21 protein-coding genes and 1 pseudogene are annotated in these 18,966 nt (G+C 35.9%); 15 read left to right on the top strand and 7 right to left on the bottom strand.

From position 1 onward, the window contains the following. The 12 genes and pseudogenes from NYE20_RS09805 to NYE20_RS09750 all read left to right on the top strand — a co-directional run bounded on the left by NYE20_RS09805 (window position 1) and on the right by NYE20_RS09750 (window position 10,419). On the top strand, window positions 1–2,643 hold the full coding sequence (locus tag NYE20_RS09805) for a phage tail protein (protein WP_163136451.1): 2,643 nt from the start codon (window positions 1–3) through the stop codon (window positions 2,641–2,643). A gap of 15 nt (window positions 2,644–2,658) precedes the next feature. Further along, on the top strand, window positions 2,659–3,477 hold the full coding sequence (locus tag NYE20_RS09800; protein WP_159377208.1) for a hypothetical protein: 819 nt from the start codon (window positions 2,659–2,661) through the stop codon (window positions 3,475–3,477). A 12-nt stretch (window positions 3,478–3,489) separates the two neighbouring features. After that, window positions 3,490–5,277 (top strand): teichoic acid biosynthesis protein, encoded by a 1,788-nt coding sequence (locus NYE20_RS09795; RefSeq protein WP_250621128.1) that lies wholly within the window; start codon window positions 3,490–3,492, stop codon window positions 5,275–5,277. 22 nt (window positions 5,278–5,299) lie between these two features. Next, on the top strand, window positions 5,300–5,680 hold the full coding sequence (locus NYE20_RS09790) for a hypothetical protein (protein ID WP_250621130.1): 381 nt from the start codon (window positions 5,300–5,302) through the stop codon (window positions 5,678–5,680). Further along, complete coding sequence (locus tag NYE20_RS09785; RefSeq protein WP_159376901.1) at window positions 5,681–5,830, top strand: XkdX family protein; 150 nt, start codon at window positions 5,681–5,683, stop codon at window positions 5,828–5,830. A 216-nt stretch (window positions 5,831–6,046) separates the two neighbouring features. Further along, window positions 6,047–6,865: pseudogene (locus NYE20_RS09780) on the top strand (hypothetical protein); the annotation flags it as partial. Beyond that, the gene (locus tag NYE20_RS09775) at window positions 6,845–7,081 is read left to right on the top strand and encodes a hypothetical protein (protein ID WP_174616783.1); all 237 of its coding nucleotides are present in this window, start codon (window positions 6,845–6,847) and stop codon (window positions 7,079–7,081) included. The pseudogene NYE20_RS09780 and the gene NYE20_RS09775, both read left to right, overlap by 21 nt. A 23-nt stretch (window positions 7,082–7,104) precedes the next feature. Beyond that, on the top strand, window positions 7,105–8,208 hold the full coding sequence (gene blyA / locus NYE20_RS09770; protein ID WP_129137743.1) for an N-acetylmuramoyl-L-alanine amidase BlyA: 1,104 nt from the start codon (window positions 7,105–7,107) through the stop codon (window positions 8,206–8,208). Window positions 8,209–8,324: 116 nt separating this feature from the next. Beyond that, on the top strand, window positions 8,325–8,717 hold the full coding sequence (locus NYE20_RS09765; protein ID WP_017696898.1) for a hypothetical protein: 393 nt from the start codon (window positions 8,325–8,327) through the stop codon (window positions 8,715–8,717). 20 nt (window positions 8,718–8,737) lie between these two features. Then, window positions 8,738–8,989, top strand: coding sequence for a phage holin (locus NYE20_RS09760; RefSeq protein ID WP_017696899.1), 252 nt, complete (start codon window positions 8,738–8,740; stop codon window positions 8,987–8,989). Between the two features lie 127 nt (window positions 8,990–9,116). Next, window positions 9,117–10,253 carry a Rap family tetratricopeptide repeat protein gene (locus NYE20_RS09755; protein ID WP_068947494.1) on the top strand — a complete coding sequence of 379 codons (1,137 nt, stop codon included), beginning with the start codon at window positions 9,117–9,119 and terminating at the stop codon, window positions 10,251–10,253. Further along, window positions 10,243–10,419: an aspartate phosphatase gene (locus NYE20_RS09750; protein WP_163136453.1), complete on the top strand. Its 177-nt coding sequence runs from the start codon at window positions 10,243–10,245 to the stop codon at window positions 10,417–10,419. Before NYE20_RS09755 ends, NYE20_RS09750 begins: the two co-directional genes overlap by 11 nt. A 41-nt stretch (window positions 10,420–10,460) precedes the next feature. Here NYE20_RS09750 and NYE20_RS09745 read toward each other — a convergent pair whose 3' ends face one another. Together NYE20_RS09745 and NYE20_RS09740 are read right to left on the bottom strand one after the other, a co-directional pair. Then, on the bottom strand, window positions 10,461–11,711 hold the full coding sequence (locus tag NYE20_RS09745) for a UV damage repair protein UvrX (protein WP_339185059.1): 1,251 nt from the start codon (window positions 11,709–11,711) through the stop codon (window positions 10,461–10,463). After that, on the bottom strand, window positions 11,704–12,036 hold the full coding sequence (locus NYE20_RS09740) for a YolD-like family protein (RefSeq protein WP_339185057.1): 333 nt from the start codon (window positions 12,034–12,036) through the stop codon (window positions 11,704–11,706). The genes NYE20_RS09745 and NYE20_RS09740 overlap by 8 nt, the downstream gene beginning before the upstream one ends. Before the next feature lie 167 nt (window positions 12,037–12,203). Here NYE20_RS09740 and NYE20_RS09735 point away from each other — a divergent pair, with 167 nt between their 5' ends. Continuing rightward, complete coding sequence (locus NYE20_RS09735; RefSeq protein ID WP_163135738.1) at window positions 12,204–13,202, top strand: hypothetical protein; 999 nt, start codon at window positions 12,204–12,206, stop codon at window positions 13,200–13,202. 155 nt (window positions 13,203–13,357) lie between these two features. Continuing rightward, complete coding sequence (locus NYE20_RS09730) at window positions 13,358–13,447, top strand: putative holin-like toxin (RefSeq protein WP_250621108.1); 90 nt, start codon at window positions 13,358–13,360, stop codon at window positions 13,445–13,447. A 323-nt stretch (window positions 13,448–13,770) separates the two neighbouring features. On the opposite strand, the gene NYE20_RS09725 is transcribed toward NYE20_RS09730, so the two are convergent. The 3 genes from NYE20_RS09725 to NYE20_RS09715 all read right to left on the bottom strand — a co-directional run bounded on the left by NYE20_RS09725 (window position 13,771) and on the right by NYE20_RS09715 (window position 16,652). Further along, the gene (locus NYE20_RS09725; RefSeq protein ID WP_163135736.1) at window positions 13,771–14,367 is read right to left on the bottom strand and encodes an SMI1/KNR4 family protein; all 597 of its coding nucleotides are present in this window, start codon (window positions 14,365–14,367) and stop codon (window positions 13,771–13,773) included. A gap of 63 nt (window positions 14,368–14,430) precedes the next feature. After that, window positions 14,431–14,928, bottom strand: a complete 498-nt coding sequence (locus tag NYE20_RS09720; RefSeq protein WP_003246188.1) for an SMI1/KNR4 family protein — start codon at window positions 14,926–14,928, stop codon at window positions 14,431–14,433. 8 nt (window positions 14,929–14,936) lie between these two features. After that, the gene (locus NYE20_RS09715) at window positions 14,937–16,652 is read right to left on the bottom strand and encodes a ribonuclease YeeF family protein (protein ID WP_163135734.1); all 1,716 of its coding nucleotides are present in this window, start codon (window positions 16,650–16,652) and stop codon (window positions 14,937–14,939) included. Between the two features lie 251 nt (window positions 16,653–16,903). Here NYE20_RS09715 and NYE20_RS09710 point away from each other — a divergent pair, with 251 nt between their 5' ends. Next, window positions 16,904–17,905: a hypothetical protein gene (locus tag NYE20_RS09710; RefSeq protein WP_250621107.1), complete on the top strand. Its 1,002-nt coding sequence runs from the start codon at window positions 16,904–16,906 to the stop codon at window positions 17,903–17,905. Window positions 17,906–17,938: 33 nt separating this feature from the next. On the opposite strand, the gene NYE20_RS09705 is transcribed toward NYE20_RS09710, so the two are convergent. Together NYE20_RS09705 and NYE20_RS09700 are read right to left on the bottom strand one after the other, a co-directional pair. Continuing rightward, window positions 17,939–18,475, bottom strand: a complete 537-nt coding sequence (locus NYE20_RS09705) for an SMI1/KNR4 family protein (RefSeq protein WP_163135732.1) — start codon at window positions 18,473–18,475, stop codon at window positions 17,939–17,941. Window positions 18,476–18,562: 87 nt separating this feature from the next. Further along, the gene (locus NYE20_RS09700) at window positions 18,563–18,814 is read right to left on the bottom strand and encodes a hypothetical protein (protein ID WP_061891062.1); all 252 of its coding nucleotides are present in this window, start codon (window positions 18,812–18,814) and stop codon (window positions 18,563–18,565) included. Window positions 18,815–18,966: the final 152 nt, after the last annotated feature.

Here is an 18,966-nt window from a genome sequence, read left to right as displayed (position 1 = left end):
TTGATAACTATTCGCAAGGATACAGAGATAAAAAACATACGCTTATCCCTTGCTAAGCCAGATAAGACTAAAATAGCCAACATTGATGAAGTTCTGAATCCAACTGTAACTTTAAATCATGGAAGCAGCGTTCACGAACTCTCCTTCTCTATTCCGCTTAAGGCCACCTATGATGGGGTCATTAAAAGGAATCATGTTGTAGATTTACTAAAACCCTGGTACCTAATTAAAACTGAGTTCTATGGGCTTGCGATTTGGTTTATTATCACAAAAAGAACCAAGTCTTTCAGCAGTGAAATGGATACTGTACAAATTGAGTGCAGATCTCTTCAACATGAATTGAGTAGAATAAACGTTCTTAAATATGAGGAGACATCTAAAAATCTCCAGGAAGTAGTTACAGACTGTTTAAAGAATACCAGTTGGACGGTTGGATACATTGATACTCTCTTTAACATAAAACGGAGACAGTTTGACGTATCATCAACTAACAAGCTTGATTTTTTATATTCAATCTGCGAGAAGTTCGATGCAGTCCCAGTCTTTGATACAGTAAATGAAACTGTAAGCTTTTATAAAGAATCAGACATTTCGAAATACAAAGGCCTTAAACTGAACCCTCGGCAATATATGATTAGCATGGACGATTCTGATGATGCAGACGAATTGGTAACAAGACTGTATGCTACTGGAAAAGATGGCATAAGTATTAATTCAGTGAACCCGACTGGCCAATCGTACATTGATGATTTCTCTTATTTCCTCTTCCCCTTTCAACGTGACGAACAACGAAATGTAATTTCCCACAGTGCCTATATGCCAGATGAACTTTGTCATGCAATTCTTGATTATAATGATCTTGTTAATAGCGAAGGAAATGCGTTTAATAAGCTTCTCACCCAAAAGAACGAAGCTGAAACTGGTTTAACCGAATTGAATAATGAGCTTTACACACTTGATCTAGAAGTCCAAAAGTTATTAGATCGAATTGAAGTTGCGAAGAAAGCTGGAGATGACACAAGTCAACTAAAAGCTCAACTTGCCGTAAAGCAGAAAGCAGTTGCAGAAAAGAAAAACCAAATTGCTACGATTGAATCAACAATTTCTCAAATATCTGCTTCAATTTCTAAGCTTAAAGAAAAGCTTTCTTTTGAGAACAATTTTAGTGAAAATCAGCAAAAACTGCTCTCACGTTTCATTTCGACAACTGAGTGGTCAAATGACAGCATCTATGATGAGAATGAACTTTATGATGATGCCAACGAAGAACTTGAAAGTCGTAATACACCACCAGTGAATGTAACACTCGATATTGTTAACTTTTTTAACTGTATTAGTGAAAAACATAACTGGGATAGGTTCAGTTTAGGAGACATAGTACGAGTTCAACAGAATGATTTAAATACCGATATTAAAGCCATACTTTCAGCAATAACAATTGATTTTGAACAATCAAATATTAGTGTCACAGTTACAAATGGAAAAAGAGTTCAATCTGATTTTGAGAAAATCATTAAGACTGTTTACAGAACAAACAAAATAAGTACTGAATTAAACAAAAGAAAGATTGAATGGGACAAAGTCACTGAAAACTTCAATATCCGAAATGACAGAATCTCAGTACAGCCGGCCCCTCCTGCCATTGCTTCTGATGGCACTGCAATTACCCACAAGGTAAATGATAACGGTTCAGTTGATATTACCATTCAGTGGGACTATGTTGATTCCGATGAGGACAAATACAGCATTGATGGATTTGAGGTTTACTTACACGGTAGTGATGACAATGAGGAGTACACATTTGGCTCTGTGCAAGCCAGTGAAAATTTACAAAATGTTAAATATGACAGGCGCACAGCTACTTTTACCGGCTTGCCTTCAAATATGTACTATACGATTGGTGTTCAAGCATATCGAAGAGTAGATGCAGATATTGATATTAATCAAATTCTTCTTTCGGATATAGTTAAATCAAGTCATCCTTCTGAAAACCCCTACCTCCCTTCTCCTTCTATTGAAGTAAAAGGAAGCCTTAGTGGAAAAGTTAATGGTCTCTATACAATCTCCACGGAAGCTAAGCCAGAAGATCCAGAAAAAGGGACAATCTGGATTAATCCTCAGAACAATAAACAAGAACTGTTTAACGGAGAAGAATGGATTGTCTCATCTGCAGGTTCGGCAGACTCCTTAAATGGTTTTACAGCTTCTATAACCACCTCGCCAAATTCAATACCAGTGCGCAATGAATTAGGAATTATTAGTGGTTCAATAGACGGTAATGCAGAGTTGTTAGGTGGACGAGCAGCATCAGATTATGTATTAGCTGAAAATATCCCCCTACCTCCTAAGTTCGCAAAGGGTGTTTATATAGGAGACGGTACTCCAAGTAAACAAATCTCCCTCTCCTTTACTCCAGATCTAGTCAAAATAACTCCAATTTCAACTGAAGACAGTATGCTGGTTATTGAAAGTCCTACAGGTGGTTATGCCTATCAATGTACAGCGTCTGGTCTCTCTCTAATTGGCGGAGATTTAAGCTACGGAGCTTTAGGCGATAAAATCTTTTTAACTGGCTCAGATGAAAATTTTAGAGGAAACAAATTAAATGTCAAATATATATGGGAAGCTTACCAGCAAAATTAAACGGAGGTGATTAATCTGACAGACTTTGCTGAATTATATAACGATCCAATTTTAAGTAAAAAAAGAAAAGGTTCAGTTGATGATCCCTATCTGACTTATAATGAGACATTAACTGTCTATAACGGCAGAGTACTTCTGACTGAGATTCCAAACAGAGAGTTTCGTGTCGAAGTTATAGGAAGTAACAAGGAATGGCGAGAAATTGAAGATGGTGAGCTTGAAGACAATTATTTTAAGGTTGATTACCTTATGGGAGTTGTCTTTTTTAATGCTTCAAATGAAGGGAAATCACTTACCTTTAATTATAGTGGTGAAGGTGCATCCTTCTTCCCCGCCTCTCGAATTTGGATTAAACGTCAAAGTAACATGGTTGTAGAGACTCTCCAAGGACTTATTGATGATGCTGAAGATGCAATAATACGGATGAATGAGAGAATCGCCGAGTGTGAACGAGTAACAAAACGATGCATCGAAATAACAAACTGGTGTAGACAAGCAACTTCCGATTACGAGTATGTAGTTGAAAACACTAGAAAAATATATTTGCCAATGGTTTATACATATCAAGATTTAATGGACACTTATCCAAATCCTCAAATTGGATGGGTTGTTACTGTTAGAGAAACCGGCATTGAATATCGTTGGGACGGTTTTGACTGGATTAATATTAGCATTTCAGATCAATTCGATGGTTATAACGTTGTTTCGAGTTATGTTGAACCTTACAATATTCGGACAATATGGCTTAGGACAAATAGCTCACCTAGCAAAAAAAGAGTCAAACCCTCTAAAGATGTCCCTGATAGCAGCATGATTTGGATAAGAAAAGGATAAGGAGGAAAATCATTGAGTGACAACATAATTCCAGTAAATACAATGGGCTATTATGATGAAGAAACTAAACAATGGGTACCTGTTGATTCTATGGCAGTTAAATCCCAAACTAATAGAGTCACAGCCGATGAAATTGTAAATAATTTTAGCTCAATTAAATCTGATTTAAGCTCAGTTACAAACAATTTCAATGAAATCTCAAATAAGTTGTCTTCAGTTAGTTCAGATTTAAGTTCAGTTAGAAATGATTTTGATGAGTTTTACAAAGCAGAAACAACTTTTGATTTTACAACAATATCCCCTGTCTATTACACAACTTTAAATTTAGCTCACACTTCTATCGTACAATGTTTTGTTATTGATGAATTGACTGGTGACATTTATGGTACTCAAGTTGCCTATGTCAATCAAGATAAAAGCGAGAGTTTCACCATTACACGTATGAACCAGAACGGCGTTATGCTGGACAGCATGACACTTGTTCATGGCGGACACGGAACTGCAATAGGGTTAGAAAGAGAAGATGGTAAAGTATATGTGTGGTCTAACTACGATGTTGTAGACTCAAACGGCAATACTGTTGGAAATGACTTAGTACGCTTCCCTTATGTGGCAGGTGCAACACTAACTCAAGACAGTAGTTACATCCAGCGATATAACAAATTTAATAATTACTACACTATTCCTGTTATTGATAGAGAGAACGGCCTAATAGCTTTTCGTATTAAGCTTACCGATGGCAATAGTATAGTGGAACTCCGAAAACTTAGTGATGTAAAAAACGGAGTGAATAAAGTTCTGGGCAAAGTCACGATTCCAAGTGACCTCTCTTATCTCCAAGGCCTCGCGATAGATGGATTCGACTTGTATTGGTATACAGGCGATACAAACAACCAGACCTACCCATGTGAATTAACTTTGTTTAGTTTCATAGATGGCAAGTTAAAAAAGCGCATCTCTTGTGATTTTGGTTATGGCCCCACTGGAAAATATGAAGATAGTTTTAGAGAGCCAGAAGCAGTCTTTTTATACAAAGACCCAAAAACTAGTAAGAAGTCTTTATTTGCCGGAGTTGTAACTGGTGCAGTTGGGAAAAGGATCAATAAGGTGTATGCCTACCACTCTAAAGAAAATGCTACTAAATTTACTGCAGACCTTTCACAAGGCTATCAAGGTTATGCACTTACCAGAAATAATGGAAATGCTAATGGTCTTCCAGAAGGCTTAAGTAATTTAAAGGACTTTCGAAAAGTTGGTTCTTATTACATGTACACAGTAGACACAGTTAATTACAAAGACCATCCAAGCCCTGGGGATGCCGGTTGGTGGCTACAAATTGAACCTGCTGATCCTCATGGTACTGTTGTACAAACTCTCAAAAGAAACTCAACAGGACGGGATATTAAAATATATACTCGTGTTGTAACAAACAATGGTTTAACTGGTGATTGGGTAGAAATTATGAGCAGCCAAAGTCTTGTTTGGAACGATCTTGCTTTAATGAATGGCGCTTCCAACCCAGATTCAGGTGATAAATTACAATTTGCTATAAATGGCGGGCTAGTTCATATTCGAGGAAAAGTAACAATTCCTTTAACGGACGGAGTCATTTTTGCAATTTTACCATCTGGAGCACGCCCAAAGCGTAGCCATTATGCAGCATATGAGGTTGCCGGGACTACAGGAACAAGGAAAATCGGAATTAGAAGTAACGGCGAAATGGAAGCAATGGGTTTAATGGCTAATGGTCGAGAAAATGCTACTTATACATATGTGAACACAAGCTTTCCATTGAATTAAAGGAGGTTAAAATTTGATACAAGTGTATAGATATGATGAGAATCTTCTGTTTATTGAGCCTATGCTCATATCTCAAAAGGATGAAGAAGGTAACTATGTCATCCCATCAAATTGTACAACTATCCCTCTTCCTGACTCACCTTCTTTGTTCAAGGCAAAGTTTGATGCTGAAAAGCAAAAATGGATCGAATCAGCTACCCAAGAAGAGATTGACGCAGTTTTAAGTTCAGTTGGAGATGAAATCTCGGTTGTTGACCTTTTGAAACAGCAAAACGCGGCACTTTCTTTGCAGATTGCTAAGACAGAAAAGGAAAACGAGGAAAGACGCATGAGGGAATCAGAGCAGGCTTTTGTTATTGCTCAGATGCAAAAACAAATTGAAAAATTGAAGGGAGCATATTAAATGGCACGATATCCAGAAGTAGCTGACATCAAACAGTTTTATGTGTGGAAATGCTATACAGACGAAAAAATTAAGGAATATGTTTTAATTGAATGGATAACTGAAGATCAATACAAAGAAATTACAGGAAAGGATTACCTCGCTCAATAACATGAGAAACAATTGGATATTTTCAAAGAATTCACCTGTAACCAATAGGTGTTTTATTATTTTAAGGTGATGGTAATGTTCTAGATAAAATATAGATTTTATTTAAAATACATACTTGAAAGACAGAGATAACAAGAGCATACGTGAGATAAAGAGAGATTGGGTTTAGTCACCTTCTCTCTTTTTTGTGCTCAAATTTAATTATTAGGTGGATAGATGGCAAGAAAGATATCAGATTATCATTTAAAAAAACGTGAAGAAACTCAAAAGAAATTTATTGATTTATTAGCTCAGAATAACTACATTCACATTTCTGGAGACATGGTAAATTCAAAAACAAAGGTGAAAGTCAGATGTCCACATAATCACACATGGCAAGTAAATTACGAACACTTTAAAAAAGGTACTCGTTGTCCAGAATGTAGGATAATTGAAGGCTCCCTTAAAAAAAGGCTTAACTTAAGTACTGTGAAAAGTAGATATGCCCTTAAAGGCTATGAGATTTTAAGCACCTATAAAAACTGTCATTCTAAACTAAAAGCTAAGTGCCCTGAAGGACATATATGGGAGCACCTTCCCAGCAACTTCTTTAAAGGTGAAGAGTGTTTTCAATGTAAAGGTGCTAAAAAATACACTGTTGAATGTGCACAAGCAGCTTTTTCTGATCGTGGGTTTATCCCTTTATTCGATACATACCATCACAATAAAGAAAATCTCCCTTTTCTATGCAAGGAACATATAGACTTAGGAGTTCAATATGCTCCACTTCATAACATGGTAAGAGGTTTAGCAAACTGCAGAAAGTGTTATTTACTTCTTTTCACAGGCGAAAATAGCTCTAGATGGAAAGGCGGTATTTCTCCTTTAAATAAAACTTTAAGAGAAGCTGTTTATGAAGTTTGGACTAAACCCTCTTTAGAGAAATATTCATTTAAATGTGCAATAACAAACTCTACAAAAGACCTTCATGTGCACCACTATAAAAAGAATTTTAGCGAGATTGTTAAAGAAGCACTGAGCAATTTAAGTTTTGAACCGCAGTCTAAAATTGGCGATTTTACTGTCAATGAGCTTGAGCAAATTAAAAATGAATGTGTAAGACTTCATTTGAATTATGGACTCGGAATTCCTCTAACTAAAAAAATCCACAATCTTTTCCATGAAATTTATGGAACATCCAACAATAATGAGATTCAATTCAACGAGTTTCGAAATCGCTATGAAAATGGTGAATTCGAGGCTCTTTTTTAATTAGAAATTAAGGAGATGTTTTTATGTCAGTTTTCACTAATAGCTACATTCCAGTCAATAAGTATACTAGACCAGGTTTGAAATTACAGGGGGTGAAAAAATGCGTCCTCCACTATACAGCCAATCCGGGTGCCGGGGCAGACAATCACCGAAGATATTTTAGCAATGCGCAAGTTTATGCGTCAGCTCACATTTTCGTTGATAAAACTGAAGCAATTTGTATCATTCCGTTAAATGAAGTAGCTTACCATGCTAATGATATTCAGCAAAGAGATAGTGCCGGAAATCCTTATCGAGGAGTTGCTGCGCTGAAACCTAATGCTAACTTTCTTTCTATTGGAGTTGAAATGTGCCTTGAAAAAGACGGTTCATTCCATTCAGATACAGTTGAAAGAACTGAGGATGTGTTCGTTGAATTATGTAATAAGTTTGGTTTAGATCCTATTGATGATATTGTTCGTCATTATGACATCACCCATAAGAATTGCCCTGCACCATGGGTATCTAACAGCCAAAAATTTGTAGACTTTAAAAATCGAGTAAAGGCAAAAATGTCAGGCAAATCTGTTTCAAAAGCTTCTCCAACTAAACCAACAACCTCCTCCCCTTCCACTTCCTCAGCAGCAAGTGGTTCACTAAAATCAAAAGTTGACGGTCTTCGCTTCTATTCAAAACCATCTTGGGAAGATAAAGATGTTGTCGGTACAGTAAATAAAGGCATTGGATTTCCTACAGTTGTTGAGAAAGTTAAAGTTGGATCTGCCTATCAATACAAAGTTAATAACTCTAAAGGCGCTACATATTACATCACTGCTTCTGACAAATATGTTGATGTTACAGGATCAGTTAAAACCTCTTCCTCTGCCCCAAAAACAACATCAACTTCTTCAAGCTCCTCATCTATTAAATCAGTTGGAAAAATCAAAATTGTTGGTGTATCAAGCGCTGCAATCGTAATGGACAAACCTGATCGAAATAGTTCTAAAAATATTGGCACAGTTAAGCTTGGAAGCACTATTTCAATTTCTGGTTCAGTTAAAGGTAAAAACAATTCAAAAGGTTACTGGGAAGTTATTTATAACGGTAAACGTGGATACATCTCAGGACAATTCGGTTCAAAAATTTAATTATATTCAATTATCTCGGAGGATATTTGCTGACCTCTCCGAATTAGCGAATATCCTCTTTATTTTAGGAGGTGATGTAATGTCACCTTTCTATTATCATTAAAGGTTGGTGACAAATGGATAACTTTGAGCAAAGCACCATTTCAAGATTAAGTGCACTAGAAGAAAAAGCTAAGCACACTAATAACAAGATTGACTCTCTTGAGGAAAGAACAAATGTTATCGGTCGTATAGCTACACTTGTTGAGCAACAAGTTGAAATTAATAAAGACTCTCAAGCACAATCAAGAGAACAGTTCAGTACTCTTAACGAAATGAGCAACAGTTTAAAAAATCTAAGCAAATCATATGAAAAACTAGATAATCGAGTTGAAATATTGGAACGCTCTGATTCTACTCGTAAAATTGATCCCTCACAATTTACAAAAGACCTTGTATTCAAGGTGCTACCAAGTGTAATTGCCACTATTATCGGTGCATGGTTACTCATACATTTTGGCCTCAAATAAAATTAACAGGAGACGATTTAATGACTAAAATCAACTGGAAAGTAAGACTGAAAAAGAAAACATTTCTTGTCGCAATTTTCTCTGCAACGCTGTTATTCGTACAAGCAATTGCCTCTGCTTTTGGATATGACTTGACTGTATTTGGTGACGATTTAACAGAGAAATTTAATGCTCTACTGACTTTTTTAACTGCAATGGGTATCATTGTTGACCCAACAACTCAAGGTATTTCTGATAGTGAACAAGCAATGGATTATGATTCACCGAGATAAAACCCCTACCCTTCTCTTAATCGAGGAGGGTATTTTTTTCGTTATTTAAGATAACATTAATCTTCCTTATTCATTTAAATATGATAAAATATTACATATTTAGATATTTAATATAGGAGGGCTTGTGTTGGAGCAGATGATCTCTTCTTCTAAAGTTGGAGTGAAAATAAATGAGTGGTATAAATACATAAGATTATTTAGTGTCCCAGATTCGGAAATATTGAAAGCTGAGGTCGAGGAAGAAATAAGGCATATGAAAGAAGATCAAGATTTATTGCTGTACTATTCTCTCATGTGTTTTCGCCATCAGCTGATGCTGGACTACCTTGAACCAAAAACATTGAACGAAGAACGACCTAAAATTTCAGACTTATTAGAAAAGATCGAAAGTAGTCAAACTGATTTGAAAGGGATTCTTGAATATTATTTTAACTTTTTCCGGGGAATGTATGAATTTGAACAATACGAATATCTTAATGCCATAAGCTTCTATAAGCAAGCCGAGAGAAAATTATCACTTGTTGCAGATGAAATTGAAAGAGCTGAATTCCACTATAAAGTTGCAGAAATTTATTATCATATGAAGCAAACACATATGTCGATGCACCACATTGTTCAAGCAATCGATAGTTATAAAGCACATGAAAACTACACTGTAAGAGTTATTCAATGCTCATTTGTTATCGGACTGAACTATTTGGATATGGACTACCCTGAAAAAGCGATCCCTCATTTTAAAGATGCTCTAGATAAAGCAAGAGAAATCGATATGTCACGATTAATCGGATCATCTCTTTACAATCTCGGCTTATGTTCCTTTGCTGAGGAAGCTTATGAAAAGGCATCTGAGTACTTCAAGGAGGGCATTAGAGTATATCAGGATAATGGGTATGAACATTCAAATCGCATATTAGATATCTTACTTATGTTGACAAAAACCACTTTTAAAATGAGAAATCACTCCGAGGGAATTTCTTGGTGTGCACACGGTCTGTCTTTGTCCAAAAATTTAAACGATGAGATTATGGCAAAAATGTTTGAATTCATTCATGCCTTATATGTAGATAATGACAATGAAAAATTAAATTCAATTCTAAATTATTTAGAATTAAAGTCAATGCTTTCAGACGTGGAGGATTTAGCATCAGATGCAGCGAAGTATTACAATGAAAAAGAAGACCATAAAGTGGCTGTTGCTTATTATGAGAAAGTGCTTTATGCCCGTAAACAAATTCAGAGAGGGGATTGTCTTTATGAAACTTAAGCATGCATCTGTCTTTATTTTAACCATTGTTTTAATTGGATTTGTAAGCATTTATTTAACTAACACTCAAAAAGATGTCCAAGAAGCCCGCAGAGGACATACAGCCAGTATTAGTTTTACTGATGGTCATTCGTATGAAATTGCAAGCAGAGGACATACTTCTTAATATGTTTTTCTTATCCCCCCTCCAAATTGAGGGGGTTATTTTTATGATTTATGTCCCCCAGTAAGTCCAGCTCTGTGAAGTGCAGTTCCTGCAGATGTATAAGAAACTGCTCTCAGTATCGCTTTCGATCCGTATTTGTTTCTAATCCCGTCCATAACGAAACCAAGCTTTCTTCTCTTTTCATTATCCACTTCAAATAAACTCAACTGCTGATTCACATCATTCTCAATATTTGACAACGTGACTGAGATACTTCTCACAGTTTTACCCGAGTAAAACTTATTAAAGAGCATCAAGCAGCATCTATAAATGTCCATTGTAATATTTGTAGGAAAGTTAATTGTTTTGGATCGATGAAATCCACCACCAAGCTCATCTTTACTGTAACCAATTCCAAGGCTGATCGTTCGACCAACTTTATTATGTGTGCGTGCCCTTCTTGCTACTTCCTCACAAATCTCCAGAAGAACAGCCTTAATCTCTTCTCTCCTTGTGTAATCCCTCAGTAAAATCTGACTCTTACCAAAACTAATCTGACCTTGCATCAACGGAGCACCTATTTCAGATAAATCGATTCCATGAGCATGATAATACAACTGGTTTCCCATTATTCCGAACTTCTTTTCAAGCAGCTCTAAAGGAAATTTAGCTAACTGACCTACAGTTGATATCCCCATTCGATTCAGGTTCCTTTCCATCCTCCCTCCTATTCCCCACATTTTAGACAACGGGTGAACCTTCCAAAGTTTATTTGGCACATCTTCATATCTCCAACGTGCAATACCACTTTTCGTTTTCTTACTCTCCAGGTCAAGTGCAAGCTTACTGAGTAACATATTGTCTCCAATACCTACTGTGCACATCAAACCAAATTCTCTCCACATACTGCTTTGTATTGCTTTGCCCATTTCTTCAGAGTCTTCTTTTCCTGCATCTAAAAAAGATTCATCGATAGAGAACGTATGTACGCATTTCTCAGGAACAAATCTGTAAAACAGCTTTGTAATTTCAGTTGAAACTCTGATGAAAAGCTTCATTTGCGGATTTACAATGTGTATTCTTGGATCTTCAGGTATCTCGAACAATCTCGATCCTGTTTTGATTCCAAAATCTTTTTTAAGTGCAGGAGATGCAGCTAATACTACACTTCCTTGTCTCTCCGTATTCCCTACAACAGCAAGATAGCATGTTAAAGGATTAAGTCCCATTGTTACAGCCGATACAGAAGCATAAAACGATTTCATATCGACACAAAGTATATTCTTTCGTGGAAATTGTGAGTAATCAATCATTGTATGTAACTCCTATGATGTTATTCATGCTGATATAAACTGTATTGTCGTTCTGGTCTTTCACGTGAAGCTTTTGTTGTTCAAAATTAATGTAATGGACTCTGCCGGTGACATTTTCAACGAATCCATTGTTAAAGAGTTTAAATCTCAACTCTTTATTAAATTCAAGTGCCTCGGAGACGAGAAGATCCATCTCTTCAATTTGTTGGTCATCTAAGGATGGTTTTTCAATTTTTGACACATCAATCAAATCTTGTTTAAGTTGTGTTAAATGTTCTGGAAGCATCATTGATGTCCATTTGATTGTTCCTCGATCCCTAAGCATATCGACTCACTCCTTTATTGATCTAATATTAACAGAACAAACGTTCTTTATTCAGTATAAAAGAGAACAAAAGTTCGATGTAAATGTTGGTAATGAATCGATACTATGACAATTTAAACGTGATACACTTATTAACAAATGGATAAGTTAATTGAGGAGATGAAGTAATGTCATTGATTAGCAAACTAACAAGCAAAAAACTAAAAGACAAGGAATTTAAAAATATCCTTGCTTCTATAGAGCCATTAAAAGAAGATTACTATACCCTGAGTGGTAATCTTCCTTTTTCAAAAGAATATTCAACATATGTTCCCTATGCACTTGAAAATCGATACGATTCAAGTTTAGTGGGTGTTGCTTTTGATTACTTAGCAAGGTTTAGAATTGGACAGTTCACGAATAAAGAGGAGGCAAGAGATCATTTAATTGCCTATAAGGGACTGAGGAAATTAAGTAACAAAACTAAGAACTATTCGCTCACGGATACTTTCTATATACCCTTAATAAACGACATTTTAGACTTTATCAGAAGTGAGTCGAAAATTTCTCCAGATATATGTCAAATAGCATTAAAGCTAGCCAAACTAGAACAGCTATACAGATCTCGAACAATTGGAGAGACAAATGTTGATTTTTATACTTGTATAGATTCTTCTGATGAAATAGTCAATGACCTAATAAGCCTGCTAGAGGTTTTCGAAAATAAGTTCATAAACAGTGGCATATTAACAAAAAACAGCGAAGTTGTTTTTAACCCTTCTTTTGGCATTAGCTCACCATTAGTAGGCGGTGCAGACGCAGATATTTGGATTGATGGGACGTTGTATGATTTTAAAACAACGAAAAAGAACGCTTTGGATAAAAATGATAACCTTCAGTTGATCGGCTATTTTATATTAAATGAACTCGCTCAAGAAGTTCACGCTGCAATAGGAGCGCCTCCCCTATTAGACATAGATAGACTGGGTTTTTATAAAGCAAGGTATGGAGAGATTGAATTTTACGATATAGAAAAATTGATTACAAAAGAAATGCGCGACCAAACATTAGTTGAATTGGCTAAATACTTTAGTAAAAATCCAGGTAAGTTAAATTTAGTTCATGACCCTTTCTTTGTAGAGGATGCAAAGGAGGTTCTAAAATCAATTAGTGCACGGGGAATTTAGAGATACGTTCTATCCAATCTTAAAACATATGATTCATATTGGTAATTTATTGTGAATTTTTAACGACAAGGGGATTTATGTATAGTATAATATTTCCTGTACATTAAGTTTGCTCACTCAAGGGAGTCTTGCTCATCCCCTAATGAAAGGGGGTGATGCTAATGTCAACATTTCAAGCATTAATACTCATGCTTGCATTTGGGTCTTTTATAATTGCCCTGTTGACGTATATAGACAAAAAATAGACCTCCCTTGAGCCCTCAGAAAGTTCAGGGAATGGTCTATCTCAACTAAGAACCAATGAGCAAGCCCTTTGATGGGCAGCTTTTTGTACAGATCCGGGGTGTTGGTAGCACCCTGGTCTTTTTTATTTTATGCAATACAATTAAACAAATGCATAAAATAATTATATAATTGTATCATTACCCTAATTATAACCATATAAAAATGGTATTTGCAATACTATTGCTTTATGGGTAAAACCATTATTTTATTGAATTGTGGATGCTTACTTCTGCTTCATCTCACAATTGCAATACTTTTGCTTAGAGGAGCGTTTTAAAAAAGACTACTTGTCTTTCCCAAAGAGCAACTTTCCAAAATCATTGTCCAAAATCTCAATTTCAACATCGCTAACATTATCATCAGTTTCAGTTGGTTCATCAACTAAACTTAGGATAAACTCCTCAAACGAATTGGCAATCAGGAAAAAGTCTTTATCAGGATGACTTGATTCATGATCCCAAAACAATATCTTTTCATTATCGATATCCATACATATTTCATTCCCACCTGCAGAGCTTGCAATCGGGATAATATTTCTAGGAAAGCGATCAGAATATGTATCGATCGCTTTCTGAAGATTGTTGTGATCGTTCGCTAAACCATAAAAACCTTCTAACAATTGTTTATCATCGCCCTTGCCCATCCAAGGATCTTTCTCTAAAGGTTTATAGCAAACGTCATATTCAATCTCATCTGATGTTTTTTTACTTTCTAAATAACATCCTCCATATTTCTTCAAAAAGTCCTTATAATCTGAAGGTAATTGATTGCCTATGTTCATTTCAAGCTCTTTGAGTTGTTCATTTGTATTAATGCTAGGATATCTGCCAGCATCAATCGTAAACTCTTTCAACTTTTGTTCGATCTTAGTGAAGCTCATTTTAATACCCTCTGCATTGCACATCTTTAGCAATGAACAATTGCAATACTTTTGTTTAATAGATTATTCAATTTCTATGCCATCATATGCATCGCCTAGTGATACATAATCATCCCTTAACCAATACCAATGTTTACCCTTATTTTCAAGCAGTCGCTGTATTAAATCTGTAAATGAACTTGCTATCACCTGTGTTTCGCCGACTATTCCATGTCGATCAAAAAAACTGTCATAGCATTTTCCTTTTCGCTGATCGTTTAAGTCAATTGTTAGGTATTCTCCTTTTCCATCCGTGCAAACAATATACCACTCGGATGAAATGTCTTCTTCACAGAGCTCCCCAACAATAATGGGATTAGCTAATTCAAACTCAGCTGGTCGTACTATGTATATTGGATAATCCGCATTTTCATATAAAACTGCTCCACCACATTGTTCATAAAATTCACTAATATCTTTTGGTAGTTGATGCTTCTCGTCTATTACTGGGAGACCATCAGCTTCAAACAGCCGACAGTCTGATGTGGAAGCAATCTTCTTGATTAACATATCAATGCTCAAGTCCGCACCTACTTTCTAAAGTTGTATTGATTAAATGCGTTATAATATTGCTGTCTAGCTTCTTTAGGAACATTAGCAGCATCAAACATCTTCTCAGTAAGTTCTTGTATTTCTCTGGGGGATACTTCTTTCCAGTTTACTTTGCCGCCAACTTTCTTCCCTGTTTTTTCGAACAACCATTCTCTATATACTTTCTTGGTAGCGTTGTGTTGTTCCTTAGTTAAAGCTACTGTTGGTGTGTTACTCCCTCTACTCACATAATTCGGAACATTGTGTTTAGCCCATACGTCCATTACACCGTGATGATTCTCTAAAGGACTGTTACTTGGTCTATAATCAACGACATCGAAAGGTTTTACTTCTTTATCTGACCCTTTAGCAAAACTCATTAGCTGATTTTTTAAGTTTTCTCCATCCACTACATTGTATGGCACGTCCCCTGCCATAGCAAGATCGTACTTAGGGTTATAAGGCAGCAAATCTGGAATCTTGACGTCCTTAATTTTCTTCCCTGCTTGACTAGCTTTATTTATTACCTTGCCTGCTGCATCAGCTTTGTTAATGGCTCCTGCACCTTTTGTTCCGACAACAGCTGCAGCCACTGAGCCAATTGCATACGTTACCCATCTTGACCTTGAATAGGCATCTCCATTCACCATATCCTTTTGATATGACTCTTCAATTGCAGCAGATATTGCATCATATGTTTTAACTGGATGAATAACTGCATTGCCCAGCGCTGACAATGTTTCTCCTGGATCGGTGATGAAGTCCCATAAGCCGGTTAATGTGTCTTTTCCGACATCATATAAACCTACTCCTACACCTTTTACGATATCCCATGTGATTTCTCCTGCGCTTTCTAGCTGTTTGGCCTGTTCAATTTGTACAGCAAGCTGAACCTGAGCCGGCTCGAGATTCTTATAGCCTACCTTCTTAGCAATCTCTAAATACTCATTTGGGTCAGATACACCGTCATTAAGTTTTTTCTTTAATTCCTTGATTTCACGTTCCTTTGCTTCTTCTTTCTTCACGCTTAAGTAAGCTTCAGAATGCTTTTCAATATCGCCTTTTTTCTTATGTATGTCACTTTCTCTGTACGCTTTAGCGTTATAGTGAATCGGAGTGGCGTTCTTCCCTTTGCCTGTTGATTCCTGCAGCTTTTTAAAATCTTGCTGAATAAATTGTTCGTTTGGTTCTGTTTCAGCGTATTCTGTTTTTAAATCCTCATCAAGCTTGTTTAGCTTATCGATTGTTTTTTCACGTTTGTCATCTGCAGAAGAAAGTTTGTCTTTGAAGTCTTCTGTTGAGAATATTTCAAGGGGAAGGATATCATTGATGTCATTCAGAATGTCTTTCATCGCTTTCTTCTGTTCAGACATAATGGATTTTGATTTTGTATAAGCGTTCGCCAGTTCATGTTCTAAAAAAGATTCTTCTATGTAAGCATCTGACATCTTTGCATCTTCAAGTTTTGCAGACATGCTGCTTAAGAAAGCAATCTTCATGTCAATTAAATCAATCCATTGATCAGTAACACCGACATGATCATGATAAAATGCTTTAATGTTGTCTGCACCCTTACCTGAAAACTCGCTGTCGTCTAGGTCAGCTACAGCTTTAAACGCTTTTTTGAGCTTCACCATTTGCGACCTTAGTTCCTTATACTCTTTGGTTCTTTTATCCGCTTCAGAGAGTAGTGAATCAGCTTCAAAAACCTTCATATCATTCTCCTTTCATGCTTACTCCATATAAATTTTACCACAAATCCCCATGTTATCACCTAGTGCACAACCAATTAACCTAGGAATTTACAACTTTAAATGTTTCTTAACTCTCTAAAAATCAATTGTAATTTTTTAGGTCATCTGATATGATCCTGCCTGGAGGTGGGATAATATGTAATTATTTGCAACAATTTAACACTCGCTGATTATTCATTTGTTAATAACACAGAAAAAGGAGATGATTGTTTATGAAAAAGTTTTTAAAATGCTTTGGATTAACCGCTCTAACTGTTGTTTTACTTCTTTCTGGACTCTTCACACATGAAAAGAAAGTAGCTGCAAGTGAATCATCTAACAAAACAAGCATCCAAGGAATCGACCTTACCCAACGTATTTCTTCAGTTAATGGAATAAAGCAATTCAGTGAAAACAGCTCCAAAAAAGAGATCACTGGTACCTCTAGCAAACTAGCTAAAATTGCAAAAGAAGAAGGACTCGATGTAACAGATTCCTATCAAACATATATAGCCTACGACAAACAAGGAAACAAACTTTCATCAGGAAACGTTACAAGTGAGAACCAACGAAAAACCCTTGAAAAGAAAGCTGGGAATGTAGTTTATCTCGGTCATACTTTTTTAGGTGGAAAGGTCAATAAAGTAATTCATGGAGTAGAGGTTACAAAAGTTGTTGGAACACCTCCTGCAACTCTTGAAGTTCAACAAGCTCTATGTAAAAGTGGTTATTACAACAAACAATTTACATGCCCTCACGTAATAAGAAAAACTTTCGTTGCAGGTCAAATAAAAAAAGGTGCGGAAGTACATCAACTGCTTAATGTGAATGCTTCAGCCTTTTGGAAGTATTCAGGAAGCGCTATCGCAACTTGGGCAGGAAGACCCCCTTCCATTAGAACTTTAACTTGGACAGAAGGCCTATACCTTACAAACAAAAAAGGCATGTTCTTCCCTGTCTATACTGACAAACAATCGGGATTAAATCTATTAGCACCATCACATGTTTTCTGGAAGAAGATTCCCGCGGAAAAAAGAGTTAAATGGGGAACTAAAGAACGTACAGCCTATAGAAATTGGTACGATAAGAAATATGGCAAAAAAACTTGGACTAAGTTTGAAATCCACCATCAACTTCCAAGGGAATACGGCGGCGGAAATATGACTGGGAATTTAATTCCTTTGGATCGGAGCTTCCATAGAACAGAGGTCAATCCATGGTGGGCTTCTTATTAATTAAAAGTAATAAAGGACTCTAATCAGAGTCCTTTACTCATCTATATTTTCATAATAAGCTTTAACATCTCTTTCAACTTCCCAGTACTTATTTCCGTTCGAACTTAAAAGTCGATCAAACCAAATTTCAAAATTCGCCTTTAAATCTACTGCCTCATCAAAATGATCAATCGAATCCAAATAAAATAAGTAATCTAAGTCTCCTTTTTCATATCTGTTCGAATCTATAACATACCTTCCATCAAAATGATAACCAATCAAAAAACACTTTTCTGGTAGGTCTTCTGTTTCATTGTATTTCATAACATCTTTAATACTGAGTATTTCGATTCCATCAAGAAACTCCAAACCATTATGTAGAGCTAGGAACTCCTTATAATCTTTGGGTAAACTTACATTGAAATGTGATTCTAATTTTCTAATTTCTTCTTCTGTTGCAGGTTCATTAAATTCAAATGTGGCATCTTCTAATATGAAACCACCTGGTTGAATCATTGGAAAAGTGCCATACTTAGAAACAGCTTCTTTAATACCAGCAAGTGTCAAATGAATAAGTTTGCCTTCTTCCATATCCCATCCCCCTATCAACAATTATCTAGATTTTACCATGTCATACAGCTATAAGGAAAGCATTACTAATAGGACATCACTTGGTTATTAGGAAACAATTTTACTCATAATAGAAGCAGCATTAGTGGTGAACAAAATGTAAGTGTTATTTGCTGTTTTAATCACTATCCTATCCGTAGAGCCATAAGGAAATCCAATCCTTACTGCACTTTTTTCCTCTCCTCCATAGTTTGGATCAAGAAAAACATCATTGATTTCTTTGATTGGAATTTCAATTCTGGATAGCTGCCAATTGATAATTAAGTTTTCATTTAATTTTTCAACGTTGATTCCAAGCATAAAAACATTCCCCTTTTGACTATGAATTCAGTGAAATTTTAACATGCGTCTGGAAGTTTTAAAGGGAAATGCAATGATATTAAGGAAAAATTAAATTCACAATAATTAGATATAGGATTATAATTATTGATGGTTTACCGATATAAATAGAG

The organism is Bacillus sp. FSL R5-0416, from assembly GCF_037975425.1.
GTDB lineage: Bacteria > Bacillota > Bacilli > Bacillales > Bacillaceae > Bacillus > Bacillus subtilis.
This window is presented reverse-complemented; position numbering and strand designations above follow the sequence as displayed.

What these genes read in the sequence shown, in the direction of transcription:
- NYE20_RS09785 (WP_159376901.1), top strand. Translation starts at nt 5,681, where the DNA reads ATGGCACGATATCCAGAAGTAGCTGACATCAAACAGTTTTATGTGTGG.
- blyA (WP_129137743.1), top strand. Translation starts at nt 7,105, where the DNA reads ATGTCAGTTTTCACTAATAGCTACATTCCAGTCAATAAGTATACTAGA.
- NYE20_RS09765 (WP_017696898.1), top strand. Translation starts at nt 8,325, where the DNA reads ATGGATAACTTTGAGCAAAGCACCATTTCAAGATTAAGTGCACTAGAA.
- NYE20_RS09760 (WP_017696899.1), top strand. Translation starts at nt 8,738, where the DNA reads ATGACTAAAATCAACTGGAAAGTAAGACTGAAAAAGAAAACATTTCTT.
- NYE20_RS09750 (WP_163136453.1), top strand. Translation starts at nt 10,243, where the DNA reads ATGAAACTTAAGCATGCATCTGTCTTTATTTTAACCATTGTTTTAATT.
- NYE20_RS09745 (WP_339185059.1), bottom strand. Translation starts at nt 11,711, where the DNA reads ATGATTGATTACTCACAATTTCCACGAAAGAATATACTTTGTGTCGAT.
- NYE20_RS09740 (WP_339185057.1), bottom strand. Translation starts at nt 12,036, where the DNA reads ATGCTTAGGGATCGAGGAACAATCAAATGGACATCAATGATGCTTCCA.
- NYE20_RS09735 (WP_163135738.1), top strand. Translation starts at nt 12,204, where the DNA reads ATGTCATTGATTAGCAAACTAACAAGCAAAAAACTAAAAGACAAGGAA.
- NYE20_RS09730 (WP_250621108.1), top strand. Translation starts at nt 13,358, where the DNA reads ATGCTAATGTCAACATTTCAAGCATTAATACTCATGCTTGCATTTGGG.
- NYE20_RS09725 (WP_163135736.1), bottom strand. Translation starts at nt 14,367, where the DNA reads ATGAGCTTCACTAAGATCGAACAAAAGTTGAAAGAGTTTACGATTGAT.
- NYE20_RS09715 (WP_163135734.1), bottom strand. Translation starts at nt 16,652, where the DNA reads ATGAAGGTTTTTGAAGCTGATTCACTACTCTCTGAAGCGGATAAAAGA.
- NYE20_RS09710 (WP_250621107.1), top strand. Translation starts at nt 16,904, where the DNA reads ATGAAAAAGTTTTTAAAATGCTTTGGATTAACCGCTCTAACTGTTGTT.
- NYE20_RS09705 (WP_163135732.1), bottom strand. Translation starts at nt 18,475, where the DNA reads ATGGAAGAAGGCAAACTTATTCATTTGACACTTGCTGGTATTAAAGAA.
- NYE20_RS09700 (WP_061891062.1), bottom strand. Translation starts at nt 18,814, where the DNA reads ATGCTTGGAATCAACGTTGAAAAATTAAATGAAAACTTAATTATCAAT.